Annotated in this window: 19 protein-coding genes and 1 pseudogene; 13 read left to right on the top strand and 7 right to left on the bottom strand. The window is 66.5% G+C overall.

Features of this window, described 5'->3' with window-relative positions:
* Position 1: 1 nt before the first annotated feature.
* The 5 genes from ACX80M_RS11170 to ACX80M_RS11150 form a co-directional block, all read right to left on the bottom strand.
* The gene (locus ACX80M_RS11170) at positions 2-232 is read right to left on the bottom strand and encodes a heavy-metal-associated domain-containing protein (RefSeq protein WP_252599676.1); all 231 of its coding nucleotides are present in this window, start codon (positions 230-232) and stop codon (positions 2-4) included.
* A gap of 63 nt (positions 233-295) precedes the next feature.
* Positions 296-643: a metal-sensitive transcriptional regulator gene (locus ACX80M_RS11165; RefSeq protein WP_252599675.1), complete on the bottom strand. Its 348-nt coding sequence runs from the start codon at positions 641-643 to the stop codon at positions 296-298.
* 322 nt (positions 644-965) lie between these two features.
* Positions 966-1,484: a universal stress protein gene (locus ACX80M_RS11160; protein ID WP_252599674.1), complete on the bottom strand. Its 519-nt coding sequence runs from the start codon at positions 1,482-1,484 to the stop codon at positions 966-968.
* 71 nt (positions 1,485-1,555) lie between these two features.
* Complete coding sequence (locus tag ACX80M_RS11155; protein ID WP_252614513.1) at positions 1,556-2,320, bottom strand: class F sortase; 765 nt, start codon at positions 2,318-2,320, stop codon at positions 1,556-1,558.
* A 116-nt stretch (positions 2,321-2,436) separates the two neighbouring features.
* Entirely contained in the window at positions 2,437-3,060 is a 624-nt protein-coding gene (locus ACX80M_RS11150) for an LPXTG cell wall anchor domain-containing protein (RefSeq protein ID WP_252614514.1), read from the bottom strand.
* A gap of 284 nt (positions 3,061-3,344) precedes the next feature.
* On the opposite strand from ACX80M_RS11150, the gene ACX80M_RS11145 reads away from it, so the two are divergent.
* From ACX80M_RS11145 to ACX80M_RS11135, 3 genes are all read left to right on the top strand, one after another.
* Complete coding sequence (locus ACX80M_RS11145; protein ID WP_056342139.1) at positions 3,345-3,545, top strand: hypothetical protein; 201 nt, start codon at positions 3,345-3,347, stop codon at positions 3,543-3,545.
* A 126-nt stretch (positions 3,546-3,671) separates the two neighbouring features.
* Entirely contained in the window at positions 3,672-4,808 is a 1,137-nt protein-coding gene (locus ACX80M_RS11140) for a WD40/YVTN/BNR-like repeat-containing protein (RefSeq protein ID WP_252614515.1), read from the top strand.
* Positions 4,801-5,088 (top strand): MoaD/ThiS family protein, encoded by a 288-nt coding sequence (locus ACX80M_RS11135; protein WP_058930693.1) that lies wholly within the window; start codon positions 4,801-4,803, stop codon positions 5,086-5,088. The genes ACX80M_RS11140 and ACX80M_RS11135 overlap by 8 nt, the downstream gene beginning before the upstream one ends.
* 137 nt (positions 5,089-5,225) lie before the next feature.
* On the opposite strand, the gene ACX80M_RS11130 is transcribed toward ACX80M_RS11135, so the two are convergent.
* Positions 5,226-5,462: a hypothetical protein gene (locus tag ACX80M_RS11130; protein ID WP_056341782.1), complete on the bottom strand. Its 237-nt coding sequence runs from the start codon at positions 5,460-5,462 to the stop codon at positions 5,226-5,228.
* 238 nt (positions 5,463-5,700) lie between these two features.
* Between ACX80M_RS11130 and ACX80M_RS11125 the strand changes: the two genes are divergently transcribed.
* Positions 5,701-6,777 carry an ATP-dependent DNA ligase gene (locus ACX80M_RS11125; RefSeq protein WP_252611481.1) on the top strand — a complete coding sequence of 359 codons (1,077 nt, stop codon included), beginning with the start codon at positions 5,701-5,703 and terminating at the stop codon, positions 6,775-6,777.
* A 148-nt stretch (positions 6,778-6,925) separates the two neighbouring features.
* Here the strand turns inward: ACX80M_RS11125 and ACX80M_RS11120 are convergent, their stop codons facing one another.
* Positions 6,926-8,245: an MFS transporter gene (locus ACX80M_RS11120; RefSeq protein ID WP_252611482.1), complete on the bottom strand. Its 1,320-nt coding sequence runs from the start codon at positions 8,243-8,245 to the stop codon at positions 6,926-6,928.
* Between the two features lie 232 nt (positions 8,246-8,477).
* On the opposite strand from ACX80M_RS11120, the gene ACX80M_RS11115 reads away from it, so the two are divergent.
* The 9 genes and pseudogenes from ACX80M_RS11115 to ACX80M_RS11075 all read left to right on the top strand — a co-directional run.
* Positions 8,478-9,293: an IclR family transcriptional regulator gene (locus tag ACX80M_RS11115; protein WP_252599667.1), complete on the top strand. Its 816-nt coding sequence runs from the start codon at positions 8,478-8,480 to the stop codon at positions 9,291-9,293.
* Positions 9,294-9,432: 139 nt separating this feature from the next.
* Entirely contained in the window at positions 9,433-10,314 is an 882-nt protein-coding gene (locus ACX80M_RS11110; RefSeq protein ID WP_252611486.1) for a shikimate dehydrogenase, read from the top strand.
* A complete protein-coding gene (locus ACX80M_RS11105; protein ID WP_459309675.1) occupies positions 10,314-12,236 on the top strand; it encodes a bifunctional sugar phosphate isomerase/epimerase/4-hydroxyphenylpyruvate dioxygenase family protein in 1,923 nt (640 codons plus the stop codon). Before ACX80M_RS11110 ends, ACX80M_RS11105 begins: the two co-directional genes overlap by 1 nt.
* Before the next feature lie 48 nt (positions 12,237-12,284).
* Positions 12,285-13,067: a protocatechuate 3,4-dioxygenase subunit beta gene (gene pcaH, locus ACX80M_RS11100; protein WP_252599664.1), complete on the top strand. Its 783-nt coding sequence runs from the start codon at positions 12,285-12,287 to the stop codon at positions 13,065-13,067.
* A 1-nt stretch (position 13,068) separates the two neighbouring features.
* Complete coding sequence (gene pcaG, locus ACX80M_RS11095) at positions 13,069-13,632, top strand: protocatechuate 3,4-dioxygenase subunit alpha (RefSeq protein ID WP_252599663.1); 564 nt, start codon at positions 13,069-13,071, stop codon at positions 13,630-13,632.
* Between the two features lie 14 nt (positions 13,633-13,646).
* The gene (locus ACX80M_RS11090) at positions 13,647-15,107 is read left to right on the top strand and encodes a lyase family protein (RefSeq protein ID WP_459309731.1); all 1,461 of its coding nucleotides are present in this window, start codon (positions 13,647-13,649) and stop codon (positions 15,105-15,107) included.
* Positions 15,100-15,918, top strand: a complete 819-nt coding sequence (locus ACX80M_RS11085; protein ID WP_252611492.1) for an alpha/beta fold hydrolase — start codon at positions 15,100-15,102, stop codon at positions 15,916-15,918. Before ACX80M_RS11090 ends, ACX80M_RS11085 begins: the two co-directional genes overlap by 8 nt.
* Entirely contained in the window at positions 15,915-16,394 is a 480-nt protein-coding gene (gene pcaC, locus ACX80M_RS11080; protein ID WP_252599661.1) for a 4-carboxymuconolactone decarboxylase, read from the top strand. The genes ACX80M_RS11085 and pcaC overlap by 4 nt, the downstream gene beginning before the upstream one ends.
* Positions 16,395-16,499: 105 nt before the next feature.
* Positions 16,500-16,647, top strand: a pseudogene (locus ACX80M_RS11075) (3-oxoadipyl-CoA thiolase); the annotation flags it as partial.

The following is a 16,647-nucleotide window of genomic DNA, read 5'->3' as shown; positions in this document are numbered from 1 at the left end:
GTTACGCGTCGTTGGCAACAACCAGGTAGCCTGCTTCGGCTACCGCCTCGCCGATCTCGGACGGCGACAGCTCCTGGCTTGAGGTGATGGTGACGGTGGAAATGCCGCCGGCGTTGAGTTCGACGTCGACCGTTTCAACCCCGGCGAGCGATTCAAGTTCCTCGCTGACAGACGAAATGCAGTGGCCGCAGGTCATGCCGGACACGTTGACGGTGGTGGAGGTGCTGCTCATGGCTGGCTCCTTGAAAGGGGGCCGGCGGTGGCCGGCCGTGAATGGGTGGTCAGTGGCAGGTGGTCAGCGCAGGAGGCGGCCGATGGCCTCTGTAGCTTCCTTGACTTTGACGTCGATGGCTTCAGCGCGAAGGTCAGGGTCAGGTTCCGCGGCGGCACCCACTACGCAGTGGCCGATGTGCTCCTCCACGAGTCCCAGGCTCACGGCGTGAAGCGCTTTGGTGACCGCGGAGACCTGAGTCAGTATGTCGATGCAGTATTTGTCCTCATCCACCATCCGGGCGATGCCGCGGACCTGGCCTTCGATGCGCTTGAGCCTGCGCAGGTATGCCTCTTTGTTGGCGGTGTAGCCATGCGTAGGCGCCGGGTCGGTGCCAGTGTGTGTGGTCAAGGTTTCCTGCGAAGGTTCCATGCTGCCAATATATACCCCGTAGGGGTATATAGCAAGTACCCCCTGGGGGTATCCAATTCGGGGATGCTCGCCACGAGCCAGGGGTAGGTACGGTTGCCGGAGGGCAGAAAAAAGCTCCGGAGTGCGTTATTGGGGGATACGCACTCCGGAGCAGCTTTTGGGGCAGATTAATCCGGCCTCTGCGACCGGATCCTTCTGCTTGAATTAGCTTACGTGCCGGTACAGCCGTCCGCTACCACCTCGAATAACTACTTTCGCTTTATTATTTCGGACCCCCGGAAACGGCCCCGAAGAGCCGAGGCCAACGGCTCAGGCTCCCGGCTCAGGCCTCGTCCTGATGCGCCGGTCTCCGGTAGGGAACCACCAGCACTGGCCGGCTTTGATGATGAGTCAGCCAGAGTCCAACTGATCCGTTGAGCAGTTCGGAGATCCGGTGGGTCAGGCCCCGCTCCGACGTTCCCACGACGATCATGGGGGAGTTGCTTTCCGCGGCGAGACGGGCCAGTGCACGGCCCGGATCCCCCGCCAGGGTCCGCAGGGTCCAATCAACGGGGGCGCCCGACGTCGCGGCGTCGGCCACGGCTCGCTCGATCACCGCCCTGAGGCCGGAGGTGACCGATCGGATATCGTCGTCGTCCTTGTCCGGGTGAAGCGACAGTCGGTGCGCGGATCTGGTCGGATCCCATTCCACCAGGTAGCTGGCCTCGTCAACATAGGCGCACAGCAACGGCGCTGACAGTTTGGCTGCGAGGGATGTTGCGGTCTTCAGCACCTCCGGATGCTGATCGGGCAGCAAGCCGACCAAGAGTGGAGGCGGGCCACTGAAACGTTCTGGATTCATAAGGCCATTCTGTGCCGCTGGGCGCCACTTGAACAGGGCGTCAGGCGCGTGGACGTGTCAGCATGGACGTGTCAGCCGGCAGCGGGCGACGCCGAGACCACCACGTTTTTTCCCCACGGGTCTTCCGTGTAGCAGCTGATCAGGACCACGCGGCTGGGCACCATGTCCCAGATGGGGCTGTCCTTGAGGCTGTCCTTGAGGTATGTGGTGACGCTGTCCACGCGGTAAGGGATGGTGCCGGTTACGGTGACGACCTCGAACGTGTCGCCAATGACGGCAGCGGAGCTGAGGTGATTGAACGGGGCGTCCCGGCCCTCCCAGCTGTGTCCGATGATGTACGTGGTGTTGCCCGACCCGTTGCCGGGAGTCCCGAACGGTGTCAGCCAATACCCGTCCATGGTGGTGGGCGGCTCTACTGTACGGGTGGCGACGGCCGAGGCGTCCGGTTCAAGGGGATGGACGGCCGTGTCGATTGCCGCAGCGGGGTAGAGGATACGCAGGGGTGCGGAGGCTTCCGGCAAAGCCGGGCCGGGGGTGGTGGCGTCTGCGGCCGGGGCTGTTGCCGTCTTTGGAGCTGCCCCCGGAGCTTCGCCAGTGCCGGACAGCGGCCAAGGAACGGACGACGGCGTGGCCCGGGACCGTGCCGACAGTTCCGCTGCGGGGACGGCGGCTTCCCCGTGCTTGAGCAGCGGAGCACCGAAGGTGAGGGACAGGAAACCCAGGACTCCGCACAGCAGGATTGCCAGATCTCCACGGTTCCATGCCCGGACGCGCAGGACTTCCAGGACACGCAGAACGCCACCCCGGACGCCGTGGGTGCTGGAGTGCTTCGCCATGATGTTCCTTTGCGTTCAGAGGGTTGAAGGTGCGCCTGCTTGAAATTGCGCCGAGGGCGTCCCGCCAGGTTTTGGCGGGACGCCCTCGGTGACAGTCTGTGGCAGCGCTGGCGGCGTCAGCCCGCCGTCGGCGATTCCGTGCGGGACTTGCGGCGCACCGCAACCACGGCGCCTGCACCCAGCAGGACACCCAGGCCGGCCAGCCACGTAGTACCTTCATCTGTTCCGCCCGCAGCGGTTTGTGCGTTGAAGCCCTGGTTGGTGCCCTTGCTGACAGCGGCTGCTGCCGCGGCGGGCGCCTTGGCAGCTGCGCCCTTGGGGGCGGCAACCTGGGGTGCTGGCGTCTGCGCCGCCGGTGTGACCGCGCCGGCGGCCCCAGCCACCACTGCCGGTGGGTCCACGACGATGGGCGGAACAACAACCAGTGGATCCACAACAACCGGTGGGTCCACGACGACGGGCGGAACAACAACCGGCGGCAGCGTCACGGCCTCGCAGTCATTGTCAAAGTCCGCCATCCCTTGAACGTCCCAGTTCAATCCGCCAGGCAGCAGCTCATTGGGAGGGATGATGTCCCTTGAGTGACCGCTATGGGCACCCAGGCCGTTCACCCCGCTAAGGTCAATGCTGATGGTGTGTCCGTTGTGGCAAAGAGTGAAGTTGTCTGCCGCGCTGGCCGGGGCCGTGACGCTGAGCATTGTCAGCCCCACCACTCCCAAGGTTGCGAATGTTCGTTTCATGGTTTTTCGTCTCCCCAGATTTTTCCGAAAGGACCATGGCGGCGAGGGAGAAGCGGCGGTTCTCTGAATGCCCCCAGCAGCATGATCAGTTTTGCTTGTGGATTCAGGCTAGGGGCGCCGGACGGGCGCGGTCGCGAGTAGCGGGTACTCGTCTTTTTCCGCCTTTGACCTGCGCCGTTACCTGTGGGTACGCGGAAATGGGAGCCCGCTACTGGAGTTTTCCACCCTTGAACGTGGACAGAGCGGCGCCTAACGTTGGAGCATACGAAAGGTGCGTGACCGGCATGGAAATCTACATGTGGTGGCTGGATCTGGACCTGCAAACCAAGGAATGGCTGAGAGAAAACCTCCGTGCGGCGGAACTGCCGCTGCCGGTGCTGCAGGGCATCGCCGAAGCCGGCGGGCCGCATCCGGATACCCCGGTGGCTGTCCTCACCGAAGCCGACTGGGATTTCATCGAGACGCAGTCCGAATTCGTCGACTGACCGGACGCCCCTGGCGCCGCCGGCACGGCCACGCCGGACCGGTACACCCGGAGCAGTCCCCTCGGACCAGTCCACATAGCGAAGAAAAGCGTTGCGGCCCTCCGGCCGGGGTGGTTGCATGGGTGCATGGCAACCGCAGAGAACTTTGTCTTAGCGATCGGGACCAAAAAAGGCCTCTGGCTGGCCACCAGCCAGGACCGGAAGCAATGGTCCTTCTCCGGCCCGCATTTCCTGATGAGCGAAATCCCGAGCATCGGGATCGACACACGGGACGGCCGTACCCGGATCATGGTGGGCGTCAGGTCCGAGCACTGGGGCCCGACTGTGGCCCATTCCGATGACCTCGGCGCCACCTGGACCGAACCTGGACAGGGCGCCATCACGTTCCCCGAAGACACCGGCGCGGCCGTGGAGCGCATCTGGCAGATCTACCCGGACGCAGAGTCGCGGCCAGGGGTGGTATGGGCAGGTGCCGAACCGATTTCGGTCTGGAAATCCACCGATGGCGGCGAGCATTTCGAACTCAACCGCGGGCTATGGGACCACCCTCACCGCAGCGACTGGGGTGCGGGCTACGGCGGCGCCGCCGCCCACTCCATCGTGGTGAATCCGGCCGGGGACAACGTCCACGTCGCCATGAGCACCGGCGGTGTGTACCGCTCGCTCGACGGCGGCGAGTCCTGGGAACCCCGCAACAAGGGTATTTCGGCCTACTTCATGCCGGACCCCAATCCTGAGTTCGGCCAGTGCGTCCACAAGATCGCGGCGGATGCTGCGGTGGAAGGACGGCTGTACGCGCAGAACCATCACGGCGTCTACCGCACGGATGATAACGGCGAAAACTGGAACTCCATCGCCGAGGGACTTCCGGCCGACTTCGGTTTTGTGATGCTGACGCACCCGCGCCGGGAAGGAACCGCCTGGGTTGTGCCGCTCAAGGCCGACGGCGAGCGGATCCCGCCCGAAGGGAAGCTTGCCGTGCACCGAACGGACGATGCCGGGGCCACCTGGAAGCGCCTGGATACGGGCCTGCCCAAGGGGGAGTACAACAGCGTCCTCCGCGACGCCGCGGGCGTGGATTCATCCGAGCCGGCCGGCGTCTACTTCGGAACGCGCGGCGGCACCGTGTACGCCAGCGCGGATGAGGGGGAGACGTTTGCTGAGGTTGTCAGCCATCTCCCCGACGTCCTGTGTGTCCGCGCCTGCGTAGTCTCTACGGCTGGACTGCCGGTTCCGGAAACGGCAGCGGCCCGCGGTGCCTGACATCAGCGTCGTACTACCCAGTATCCTCCAGCCGCTGGCCGGCGGCCAGTCCATCCTGACTGCGCCCGCCGACGGGACGGTGACGGTGGGAAGCCTGCTGGATTCGGTGACCGGGGATTACCCGGTGCTGGCCAGGCGGCTGCGGGACGAAACCGGGGCGCTTCGCCGGTACGTGAATATTTACGTTGCCGGTGACGAAGTGCGTCGGCTCCAGGGCCTGGAAACTGAGGTGTCGCCCGGCCAGGAGGTACTGGTCATCCAGTCGGTGGCCGGAGGTTAGGGCCGAAGTATCTCTCGGGCGGTCCGGCGGGCAGTCCTGACTGACTGCGCCCGCCCTCGTCGTGCAAGACTCCGGAGTACAAGATTCAAGGGTGCAAGATTCCGCAAGTAGCGCTGCGCCAGCGGCCCAACACGCGGTCAGGCAATGCGCCAGACGCTGCATTCGTCCGTATTGATCGCTTTCCGCGAGCCGGTGTGATGGTCCATGATCCAGACAACGCCGATTCCCGGTGCTGTCTCCTGGACACGGCCACGGCGGATGACCACGTCGTCGTAGCTGGGGCCTACGGAGAGGCGGGCCTCGATTTCATCGCCGCGGTGGAGCTGGTCCAGGGCGCGGACTCTTGTTACATGGGCTTTGGCTTCCTTCAACATGGGGGCCTCCTGGCTGGAGCTGGTGCCTGCGCTTGCCGGCACTTCCAGTGTGGCTGGGCAATGTTGCGCCCTGGTTTCCTCAACGTTAGGAGCCGGTTAGTTCTCCGCGATCGATTCGTTTCCGCCGGCACTACAGATTCGGCGAATCCCACACGTCAAACCCCGCTGCGGCCTTCAGTTGGGCATCGTGCCGGTTCAGGCCTACCGCCGGCGGGCCTCCCGGGCAAGAATGAGCACTATGCAACTTCCCGTGATGCCTCCCGTCCCGCCCATGCTCGCCAAGGCCGTCAGCGGGATGCCCGACGGGGCCCTCAGCTATGAGCCCAAGTGGGACGGGTTCCGGTCCATCATTTTCCGCGACGGCGATGAGCTGGAGATCGGCAGCCGCAACGAAAAGCCAATGACCAGGTATTTTCCTGAGCTCGTGGAAGCCCTGAAGGAAAACCTGCCGCCCCGCTGTGTGCTGGACGGCGAGATTGTCCTGGTGGGGGCCTCCGGTGACCGGCTCGATTTCGATGCCCTGCAGCAGCGCATCCATCCTGCCGCCAGCCGGGTCAAGCTCCTCGCCGAACAGACGCCCGCCAAGTTTGTGGCCTTTGACCTGCTGGCCCTGGGCGACGACGACTACACCGGCCGGCCCTTCGCCGAGCGTCGGGCAGCGCTGGAAAAGGCGCTCGCCGCCAGCAAGGCTCCCGTCCACCTCACCGCCGCGACCAAGGACAAGGCCACCGCCGAGCAATGGTTCCAGCAGTTCGAAGGTGCAGGCCTGGACGGGATTGTGGCCAAGCCGCTGGAGGGGAGCTACCAGCCGGACAAACGCGTGATGTTCAAGGTCAAGCACGAACGTACGGCCGATTGTGTGGTGGCCGGCTACCGCGTGCACAAGAGCGGACCGGACGCGATCGGCTCTTTGCTGCTGGGCCTGTACAAGGACGACGGCGGCCTGGCGAGCGTGGGCGTGATCGGCGCCTTCCCCATGAAGCGCCGGCAGGAGTTGTTCGAGGGACTCCAGACGCTGGTCACGGACTTCGACGGTCATCCTTGGGCCTGGGCCAAGCAGGAGGAAGGCGAACGGACCCCGCGCAACGCGGAGGGCAGCAGGTGGAGCGCGGGCAAGGATCTGTCTTTTGTGCCGCTCCGGCCACAACTGGTGGTGGAGGTCAGGTATGACCACATGGAGGGCGACCGCTTCCGCCACACTGCCCAGTTCAACCGCTGGCGGCCGGACCGGGATCCCGAATCCTGCACCTACGCCCAACTGGAGGAACCGGTCAGCTTCGACCTTGCCTCGGTCCTGGACACCGGACGGCCGTAGGCACCCTGCCCGCTTCCCGCCGTCGAACGTTCCAGCCCATCTGCCCCGCGCGGGTACGGAAAAGCCCGGCGCGTCCTGGGGACACGCCGGGCCTTCCGGTAAGCAACTGGGCAGCAGCGTCCGGGCTGTAACGTCTGGGCTGCCGGGCCTACTTCAGGCCAAGCTGCTTGGTGGGGACGTTGAAGGTCTCCTTGGCTGTCAGGGCGGAGATGGCCGAGATCCCGCAGATGACGGCGGTGAAGATGCTGATCTGGACCCAGCCGCCGGGCCTGATGCCGCCCATCGCTGCCACGATGGCGGGAGCGAAGCCTGCCATCAGGAAGCCGAGCTGGGTTCCGATGGCCAGGCCGGAGAAGCGGACCTTGGTGCTGAACATCTCGGCGTAGAAGGACGGCCAGACGGCGTTGGAGGCAGCGTAACCGCAGGAGAAGAACCCGATCGCTGCGAGGAACATCAGCGGGACGCTTCCGGATTCCAGGCTGAGCAGGAAGACCGGCGTGAGGATGGCGCTGGAGAGTGCGCCGTAGATGAAGACCGGCTTGCGGCCGATCCTGTCGGCGAGCATGCCAAAGAGCGGCTGGGTGCCCAGGGCCACCAGGTTGGCGCCGACGACCAGCCAGAGCGTCGTGGTCCCGTCAACACCGGCGACGGTCTTGGCGTAGCTGATGGCGAGGGTGCCGAACACGGTGGAGACAGCGGCGATGAAGGCACAGCAGACCACTCGGAGCACATCGCGCCAGTGGTCCTTGAGGAGGTCGGCAACGGGCAGCTTGGAGATCTGGGCGGTCTTCTGGGCTTCCTCGAAGGCCGGCGGTTCGTGCAGTGTGCGCCGGATGAAGAACGCCACCAGCACCACCACAGCGCTGAGCCAGAACGGAATGCGCCAGCCGATGCCGTACTTGATCTCGTCCGGGAGGGCCAGGACGGGGATGAAGACGAGGGCGGCGAGGATCTGGCCGCCCTGGGTGCCCGTGAGGGTCCACGAGGTGAAGAAGGAGCGGCGGTTGTCCGGCGCGTGCTCCAGCGTCATGGATGACGCCCCGGCCTGCTCGCCCGCGGCGGAGAGACCCTGGCAAAGCCTTGCCAGCACCAGCAGTGCCGGAGCCCACCAGCCCACGGTGTTGAAGTCAGGCAGGCAGCCGATCAGGAACGTGGACGCGCCCATTAGCAGCAGCGTGAACATCAGCACCTTCCGCCGGCCCACCCGGTCACCGAAGTGGCCCAGGATGACGGCGCCCACCGGCCGTGCCACGTAGGCGAAACCGAAGGTGGCGAAGGACATGATGGCCGCGTTGGCCCCGGCGTCCGGGAAAAACACCGTGGGGAAGATCAGGGCGGCGGCGGAACCGAAGATGAAGAAGTCGTAGTATTCGACGGCGCTGCCCAGGAAGCTGGCGAGGGCTGCTTTCTTTGGCGTCCCGGCCGGGGCAACGGTGCCCGGCCCGGCGGACGGAAGTGTCTGGCTCATGGAGTTCCTTTGATGTGACGACGTTGTCGCGGATGGATCTGGAGGGCGCAGCCGCACCTGCCTGAGTGATGGCGGAGCGCGGTGCGGCTGGTGTCCGTTGAAAGACCCGGACCAGTAGCCACATGGTGGGAGCTACTTGTGCGATACAGCAATGATGGCTGTGAGCGCAGTCACTTGTCAAGAAAATAATCACCATCTAGAAATAGTTCCCACGATGTGGCAACATCGACGTATGAGTGTGAATCAAACCACAGCAGTCGATGACGTTGCCGCCGAGTCACAGCCGCCCAAGGGTGACCGTACCGACATGGTGGGCAAGGCCCTGGGCCTGCTGGTCCTCCTGGGCGACGAACCCCGCGGTGCCAGCGCCGCGGAGATCTCGCGCCGGGCCGAACTTCCGTTCAGCACCACCTACCGCCTCCTGGGTTCCCTGACGCGCGACGGCTTTGTGGACTATGAGCCGGACGGCCGCCGCTACCACCTGGGCCTCCGCATCTTCCAGCTGGGGCAGCGGGTCTCCAATCATCACGGATTTGCCGGCACGGCCCTGCCGGTCCTGCGTCGCGTCACCGAGCAGACGGGGGAGGCCACCATCCTCAGCGTCCGCGACGGCCATCATCACCTCACCGTTAACAAGGTTGACGGCCCCCAGGCGTTTCGCGTCACCAGCGACCCCGGCCACCTTGGCGCCCTGCATGCAACCGCCGTGGGCAAGGCCCTCGTGGCGTTTGCCGAGGACGCGGAGCGGGAAGCCCTGATCGAGGAGCTCCAGTTGGAAGCGCTCACCGAACACACCATCACGGACCGGGGTGCCTTCCGCGCCGAAATGGAACTGGTTCGCCGCCAGGGGTATGCCGTGATGGATGAGGAGAACGAGAACGGCATGCGCGCCGTGGCCGTGCCGCTGCTCAATTCTCAGGGCCACGCCTTCGCCTCCCTTGCCACCGCCGTTCCCGTGTTCCGCCTCAGCATGGAAGCCCTGCTGGCCCATGTGCCCCTGCTGCAGGATGCCGCGGCGGAGCTGGCAGCGCGCTTGCCGCAACGGTAAATAACTCCAAAATGTTCGCATCTAGAACAATCGTGCGAGAAGTGAACAAGTGTTGTACTGTAATCCCTATCACCCGACCCGCCGCAGACGCCTCGAGCGCCGCTGCCCGCCGGGTGCCGTATCAAAAGGAGCTGCCCGGATGAGCAATCGAACTGAGTCCTACCTCGTGGGACTGGTCGGCGATGGCGTGATGCCGTCACTCACTCCCCCCATGCACGAACGCGAAGGCGATGTGCAGGGCCTGCGCTACCTCTACCGCCCCATTGACCTGCTGGAGCTCGGGCTTTCCGGCGATGCCGTGGGGGATCTGCTCAAGAGTGCCCGCAGCCTGGGCTTCAACGGCCTGAACATCACCCATCCGTGCAAGCAGCTTGTGCTGGCGCACCTGGACGAGGTTTCGCCGGATGCACTCAGGCTCGGGGCCGTCAACACAGTCGTCATCGAGGACGGCCGTTTCATCGGCCACAACACCGACTTCTCCGGCTTCGCCGCCGCGCTTGCCTCCGGCCTTCCGGGCGCGCGGCTGGACCGCGTGGTCCAGCTTGGCGCGGGAGGTGCTGGGTCCGCCGTCGCCTATGCCCTGCTCACGGCCGGCGTGAAGGCGCTGGACCTGGTGGATGTGGACCCCGCCCGCTGCGCGGCACGCGCCGCCGAGCTGGCCGGCTTCTTCCCGGGCCGCACCGTCACAGCGCGTACGACGGCGGAGCTGCCGCAGCTGATGCACTTGGCCGACGGTCTGGTGCACTGCACGCCCGTGGGCATGGCCGCCCACCCGGGCGTCCCGCTGGACCTGGACCTGCTGGAAACACGGCACTGGGTGGCGGACATCGTCTACCGCCCGATCGACACCGAACTGGTCCGCGGCGCCCGCGCCAAAGGCTGCGAGGTCCTGGACGGCGGCCGCATGGCCGTGGGCCAGGCGGCGGACTCTTTCCGGATTTTCACCGGGCAGGAAGCCGACGCTGACCGTATGCGCGGCCACTTCCTGGAGCTTGTGGCCAAGGAAGAGGTGGCTGCCTGATGCGCACCGGAATCGCTACGGTCTGCCTCTCCGGCACCCTGAAGGAAAAGATGCAGGCCTGCGCCATCGCCGGCTTTGACGGGATCGAAATCTTCGAGCAGGACCTGGTCACGTCGCCGCTCACGCCCGAGGACGTCCGCAAGATGGCGGCGGACCTCGGCCTCACGCTGGATCTTTACCAGCCGTTCCGCGACTTCGACAGCGTGTCCGAAGACCTCCTGGCCGCCAACCTCCGGCGTGCCGAAGCCAAATTCAAGCTCATGGCGCGGCTGGGCATGGACACCGTCCTGGTCTGCTCGAATGTGGCCACCGCCGGCATCGACAGCGACGACCTCCGGGTGGAACAGCTCGGCCAACTGGCTGCGCTGGCCGGGGACCACGGCGTCAAGGCGGCCTACGAGGCCCTGGCCTGGGGCAAATACGTCAACGACTACGAGCACGCCCACAAGCTGGTGGAAGCCGTGGACCACCCCAACCTGGGCACCTGCCTGGATTCCTTCCACATCCTTTCCCGCAACTGGGATACCGCCCCCATCGAGGCCTTCAACCCGGACAAGATCTTCTTCGTCCAGGTGGCAGACGCCCCCAAGCTCTCCATGGACGTCCTCTCCTGGAGCCGGCACTACCGGGTGTTCCCGGGCGAGGGCCAGTTCGAGCTCGCCAAGTTCATGGGCCACGTGGTCCGGGCGGGGTACAGCGGCCCGGTGTCGCTGGAAATCTTCAACGACGTCTTCCGCCAGTCGGACGTGGAGCGCACCGCCGTCGACGCCATGCGCTCGCTCATCTGGCTGGAGGAGCAGAGCGCCAAGTGGCTGGATGCTGCTTCTGACGGCGAGACGGGCACGGGTGCCGCTGGCACCCGTGCCCCCGGCCGCCGTCGTTATCCAATGGAACTCGCCACGCTCCCGCAGGTAGCCGAACCGGCAGGCTACAACTTCGCCGAAGTCAGGGCCGCGGACACCAAAGGACTGGAAACCGTCCTGGGCCAGCTGGGCTTCGAGTTCAACGGCCGGCACCGCACCAAGGACGTGCAGCTCTGGAGCCTGGGCCACGCCCGGGTGATCATCAACGAGGCCGCACCAGCAGACGGGGACGACTCAACGGTGGGCACGTCAGCGGGGGATGCGTCGCCCGCCACCGCTCCTGCCATTGGTGCCCTTGGCTTTGACGTCGCCTCCCCTGTGATTGCCGCTGCCCGCGCCCAGCAGCTGAAGGCCCCCGCGGTCCCGCGCAAGAGCCAGGCCAACGAGGAAGTGTTCCAGGGCTTCGCCGCCCCGGATTCCACGGAGATCTTCCTGTGCCAGGGCACGTCCGACGGCACCGCGGCCTGGACCAGCGAATTCGGGGAGGGGCTCGAAAAGCCAGCCGCCGGACCCTCCGCCGTGATCGACCACGTCAACCTGGCGCAGCCGTGGCAGCATTTCGACGAGGCCGTCCTCTTCTACACAAGCGCCCTGGCCCTGGAGCCGCAGCCGTTCGCGGAGGTGCCCAGCCCCACCGGCCTGGTCCGCTCGCAGGTCATGGCCACCGGGGACCGCGCCGTGCGGCTGGTGCTGAACCTGGCGCCGCTGAACCAGCAGCGCAGGACCTACCAGGAACACATCGCCTTCGCCGTGGATGACCTGGTGGCCACCGCCAGGGACTGCAAGGCCCGCGGGCTGGAGTTCCTGCAGATCCCGGCCAACTATTACGAGGACCTGGACGCACGCTTCGGGCTGGTACCGGACTTCCTGGCCACGCTGCAGGAACTGAACCTGCTGTACGACCGGGACGCGGATGGCGAATTCCTCCACTTCTACACGGCCACCGTGGGCAGTGTGTTCTTCGAAATGGTGGAACGCCGCGCGGCCTACGACGGCTACGGCGCCCCCAACGCCCCCGTGCGCCACGCAGTCCAGTACGACCACCTGCAGCACCGGTAAAGACAGCACCACCACTCAGAAGCAACAACCAGAGAAGAGGAGGCCGCAGTGGAGACACAGCAGGATCTCAGTGCAGAGATAAACGCCATGGGCGATGCCTACGCGCGGGCGCTCAAGGACGGCGCCTCGGCCGAGACCCAGCCCCGGCTGGACTACGCGCCATACCGCAGCAGCATCCTGCGGCACCCCACCAAAAGCCTGCACCACGCGGACCCGGAAACCATTGAGCTGTACTCGCCGGCGTTCGGCCACCAGGACGTGCACGCCCTGGAATCGGACCTGACCATCCAGCACAACGGCGAACCCCAGGGCGAGCGGATCATCGTGGCCGGCAAGGTCCTGGACGGCGACGGCCGCCCCGTGGCCGGGCAGCTCGTGGAAATCTGGCAGGCCAACGCGTCCGGCCGCTACATCCACAAACGCGACCAGCACCCGGCGCCGCTGGACCCCAACTTCACCGGAGTGGGCCGCTGCATCACCGGCCCGGACGGCTCGTACCGGTTCACCACCATCAAGCCCGGCGCCTACCCATGGAAGAACCACGTCAACGCCTGGCGGCCGGCCCACATCCACTTCTCCATGTTCGGCACGGAGTTCACGCAGCGGATCGTCACGCAGATGTACTTCCCCGGGGACCAGCTCTTCCCGCTGGACCCCATCTACCAGTCCATCGTGGACCAGGACGCCCGCGACCGGCTGGTGGCCAGCTACGACCACAACCTGACCGAGCCGGAGTGGGCGCTGGGCTACAACTGGGACATCGTCCTCACCGGTTCCAAGCGGACCTGGACCGAAAACGAGGCGCTCGGCGCAGCAGGAGACGAGGAATAACATGAGCACAACCACCAATCTTGTTCCCACCCCCGGCCAGACCGTCGGCCCGTTCTACGGTTACGCCCTGCCGTTCGAGAAGGACAACGAACTCCTGGCTCCCGGCTCGCCCGGTTCCCTCCGCCTCCAGGGCACCGTTTACGACGGCGCCGGGGAGACCATCCCGGACGCCATCCTGGAGATCTGGCAGCCCGACGCCGACGGCAGGATCGTGCAGCAGACCGGCTCCCTGGTCCGCGACGGCTACACCTTCACCGGCTGGGGCCGCGCGTCCGTGGGCCACTCCGGCGTGTACACCTTCACCACCGTGAACCCCGGCCCCACCGGACCCGGTGCCGCACCCTTCATCTCCGTGGCCGTATTTGCCCGCGGCCTGATGAACCGGCTTTTCACCCGCATGTACCTGCCGGAAAACGAGGAAGCCCTCGCCAAGGACCCGCTGCTCAGCTCCCTGGACCCGGACCGCCGCAAGACCCTCATGGCCCGCCGCGATCCCGACGGCGGACTCACCTGGGACATCCGCCTGCAGGGCGAGGGCGAAACAGTCTTCCTGGACTTCCAGTGACGGACGCCGCCGGCATGGAAGGTACCGGCCACTTCGGAACCGCTGCGGACGGCGACGTCGGCCTGCTCAGTCCTGTCTCGGCGTCGCCCCTGGTGACGGCGCTGACCGGTGACCGCACGGTGCTGGCGGCGATCCTCGCCGTCGAGTCCGGCTGGGCCGCCGTGCTGGAGAAGGCGGGCCTGGCGCCTGCCGGTTCCGCCGCCGTCGTGGCCTCCGCCGCCGAGGCGGGGCGGTACGACGCAGCAGACATCGCGCTCCGGGCCCAGGGCGGCGGCAACCCCGTCATCCCGCTGCTGGCAGATCTGCGGACGCATGTCTCGGCGTTGGACGGTGCCCGCATCGGCGCAGTAAAGGCGGTCCACGCGTCGCTGACCAGCCAGGACGTTCTGGACACGGCTCTGATGCTGCTCGCGCGCAACACCGTTGAGGCGGTGCTTGCGGACCTGAAATGCACGACGGCGGCGCTCGCCTCCTTGGCGGAGCAGCATGCGGACACGCTGGGCGTGGGCAGGAGCCTGACCCAGCACTCGCTTCCGTATACGTTCGGGCTGCGGGCGGCGCAGTGGTTCCATGGGCTGGCCGCCGCGGGCCGGCAGCTGGGCACCGTGCAGTTCCCGGTGCAGTTCGGCGGGGCGGCCGGAACATTGGCCGCCGGAACCGTGCTCACTTCCGGCTCGGCCACCAGCCCCTTTGATCTGGCCGACTCACTGGCCCGGCAACTGGGCCTGGCCGCGGCGCCCGCGCCCTGGCACACCAACCGTCTGGCCGTCACGTCCCTCGGACATGCCCTGGCCTCGGCGCTGGATGCCGCCGGCAAGATCGCCACCGACGTTCTGTTCCTGAGCCGGCCCGAGGTGGCCGAGCTCGGCGAACCGCGCGCCGCCGGACGCGGCGTCTCCTCGGCCATGCCGCAGAAGCAGAACCCCGTGTTGTCGGTTCTCATCCGCAGCGCCGCACTCCAGGCGCCGCAGCTGGTGGCCCAGCTGCACCTGGCCGCCGCCAACTTCAACGACGAACGCCCCGACGCCGCCTGGCATACGGAATGGCCGGCCCTGCGCCAGCTTCTCCGCCTGGCACTTGGCGCGGCCGGGCACCTGCGGGAACTTGCCGAGGGCCTGCAGGTTTTCCCCGACGCCATGCGCCGCAACCTCGAGCTCGCCGGCCCGTTGCTGCTGGCCGAAGGCGTGGGCGCCGCAGTTGCCCCGCTGCTGGCCGAACAGGATGGCCGCAGCGGGAAGGAGCAGCTGCAGGCCGTGGTGGACCGGGCGCTCCAGGCGCCCGCCGCCGAGCAGGGCGCCACCTACCGCCGGCTGCTCCGCGAGGCTATCCCGGCGGGCGTGCTCACCGATCTGCGGCTCGACGAACTCCTGGACCCGGCCAGCTACCTGGGCCAGGCAGCCGAAATATCGCGACGCATCCTGGCCGCGTACCCCGACTTTTCCAAACCTACCCAGAACGGAGCCAACCGTGGCTAAACCGACCCTGAAGGCAGTTCTGCTGTCGCCCGAACGGGCTTTTGGCGATCGTCCCCTGCTGGTGGTTGGACCATCACTGGGTACGTCCTCCGTCCTGTGGTCCGACGCGGCCACCCTGCTCAGCAACGACTACGACGTGGTGGCCTGGGACCTGCCCGGGCACGGCGTCTCACCCGCCGCAACCGAGACCTTCGACGTCGCGGGCCTGGCGGATTCAGTGGTGGACCTGGTGGACTCGATCGCCCCGGGCGAAGTCTTCCACTACGCCGGGGTTTCGCTCGGCGGTGCCACCGGCCTGCAGCTGGGCATCAAGCACGGCGAACGCCTCAAGAGCCTGTCCATCCAGTGCGCCGGGGCCAAGATCAGCACCCCCGAGGCGTGGCTGGAACGTGCCGAAACCGTGCGCAGCCAGGGCACTCCCGTGATGATCCAGGGCTCCGCGCAGCGCTGGTTCGCGCCGGGCTTTATGGACCGTGAGCCCGAGCGGAGCAGCCGGCTCCTGCATGCCCTCCGCGACACCGACCGCTTCAGCTACGCTTTCTGCTGCGAAGCCCTTGCCGGCTTTGACGTCCGTGCCGAACTCGGCAGCATCACCGTCCCCACCCAGGCAGTGGCGGGTGCGGCAGACACTGTTGTGCCGCCGTCGTTCGCGGAAGAAATTGTTGCCGGCATTACCGCCGGGGGCGGCACTGCGAACGCCGTGACGCTCGGGGGAGTGGCCCACCTGGCCCCGGCCGAGGCGCCCGCCCACGTTGCTGACCTGCTGCGGAGCCTCATCACCTGGAGCGAATCCCGTGGAGCAGCCAAATGAGCGGCGCAGAACTTCCGGGCGATGAACGGCACGGCGTCGTCCAGCCGGACGCCACCAGCCAGCAGATTTACGACGGCGGCATGGTGGTCCGCCGCGAAGTGTTGGGCGCCGCGCACGTGGACCGGGCCAACGCCAACAAGGACGAATTCACCGACGACTTCCAGGACATGATCACGCGGATCGCGTGGGGTGGCATCTGGACCCGGCCGGGCATCTCGCGGCAGATGCGCTCGGCCGTGACCATCACCGCGATGGTGGCGCACGGGCACTGGGAAGAGCTGGCCATGCACATCCGCGCGGCCATCACCAACGGCCTGAGCCGGGACGAGATCAAGGAAATCCTGCTGCAGACCGCCATCTACTGCGGAGTTCCCTCCGCCAACACAGCCTTCAAGACCGCCCAGCAGGTATTCCAAGAACTGGACGCCGCCACCCCACCCACCACCCCGGATAACGCGCCCACCCCACCCCACTAGCCCACCCACCCACCCAACTAGGTAGCACTAACTGTCGTTATGAGCCCTCAAAACGACAGTTCGTGCTACCTAGTTGGGAACCGCGCAGAATTTTGAGGACCAGTTATGAATCAGGCTTTTGTGTACGACGCCGTGCGCACCCCGTTCGGCAAGTTCGGCTCCGGCCTTGCCGCCGTCCGCCCGGATGACCTTGCCGCCCACGTCATCACCGAATCCGTGAAGCGGGCCCCCGGGCTGGATCCCGAGCGGATTG

The organism is Pseudarthrobacter sp. MDT1-22, assembly GCF_054511035.1.
This window is presented reverse-complemented; position numbering and strand designations above follow the sequence as displayed.

Coding starts and splice junctions, on each gene's coding strand:
- ACX80M_RS11125 (WP_252611481.1), top strand. CDS start 5,701: ATGCAACTTCCCGTGATGCCTCCCGTCCCGCCCATGCTCGCCAAGGCC.
- ACX80M_RS11110 (WP_252611486.1), top strand. CDS start 9,433: ATGAGCAATCGAACTGAGTCCTACCTCGTGGGACTGGTCGGCGATGGC.
- ACX80M_RS11115 (WP_252599667.1), top strand. CDS start 8,478: ATGAGTGTGAATCAAACCACAGCAGTCGATGACGTTGCCGCCGAGTCA.
- ACX80M_RS11165 (WP_252599675.1), bottom strand. CDS start 643: ATGGAACCTTCGCAGGAAACCTTGACCACACACACTGGCACCGACCCG.
- ACX80M_RS11145 (WP_056342139.1), top strand. CDS start 3,345: ATGGAAATCTACATGTGGTGGCTGGATCTGGACCTGCAAACCAAGGAA.
- ACX80M_RS11105 (WP_459309675.1), top strand. CDS start 10,314: ATGCGCACCGGAATCGCTACGGTCTGCCTCTCCGGCACCCTGAAGGAA.
- ACX80M_RS11155 (WP_252614513.1), bottom strand. CDS start 2,320: ATGGCGAAGCACTCCAGCACCCACGGCGTCCGGGGTGGCGTTCTGCGT.
- ACX80M_RS11140 (WP_252614515.1), top strand. CDS start 3,672: ATGGCAACCGCAGAGAACTTTGTCTTAGCGATCGGGACCAAAAAAGGC.
- ACX80M_RS11120 (WP_252611482.1), bottom strand. CDS start 8,245: ATGAGCCAGACACTTCCGTCCGCCGGGCCGGGCACCGTTGCCCCGGCC.
- ACX80M_RS11090 (WP_459309731.1), top strand. CDS start 13,647: ATGGAAGGTACCGGCCACTTCGGAACCGCTGCGGACGGCGACGTCGGC.
- pcaG (WP_252599663.1), top strand. CDS start 13,069: ATGAGCACAACCACCAATCTTGTTCCCACCCCCGGCCAGACCGTCGGC.
- pcaC (WP_252599661.1), top strand. CDS start 15,915: ATGAGCGGCGCAGAACTTCCGGGCGATGAACGGCACGGCGTCGTCCAG.
- ACX80M_RS11170 (WP_252599676.1), bottom strand. CDS start 232: ATGAGCAGCACCTCCACCACCGTCAACGTGTCCGGCATGACCTGCGGC.
- ACX80M_RS11160 (WP_252599674.1), bottom strand. CDS start 1,484: ATGAATCCAGAACGTTTCAGTGGCCCGCCTCCACTCTTGGTCGGCTTG.
- ACX80M_RS11130 (WP_056341782.1), bottom strand. CDS start 5,462: ATGTTGAAGGAAGCCAAAGCCCATGTAACAAGAGTCCGCGCCCTGGAC.
- ACX80M_RS11150 (WP_252614514.1), bottom strand. CDS start 3,060: ATGAAACGAACATTCGCAACCTTGGGAGTGGTGGGGCTGACAATGCTC.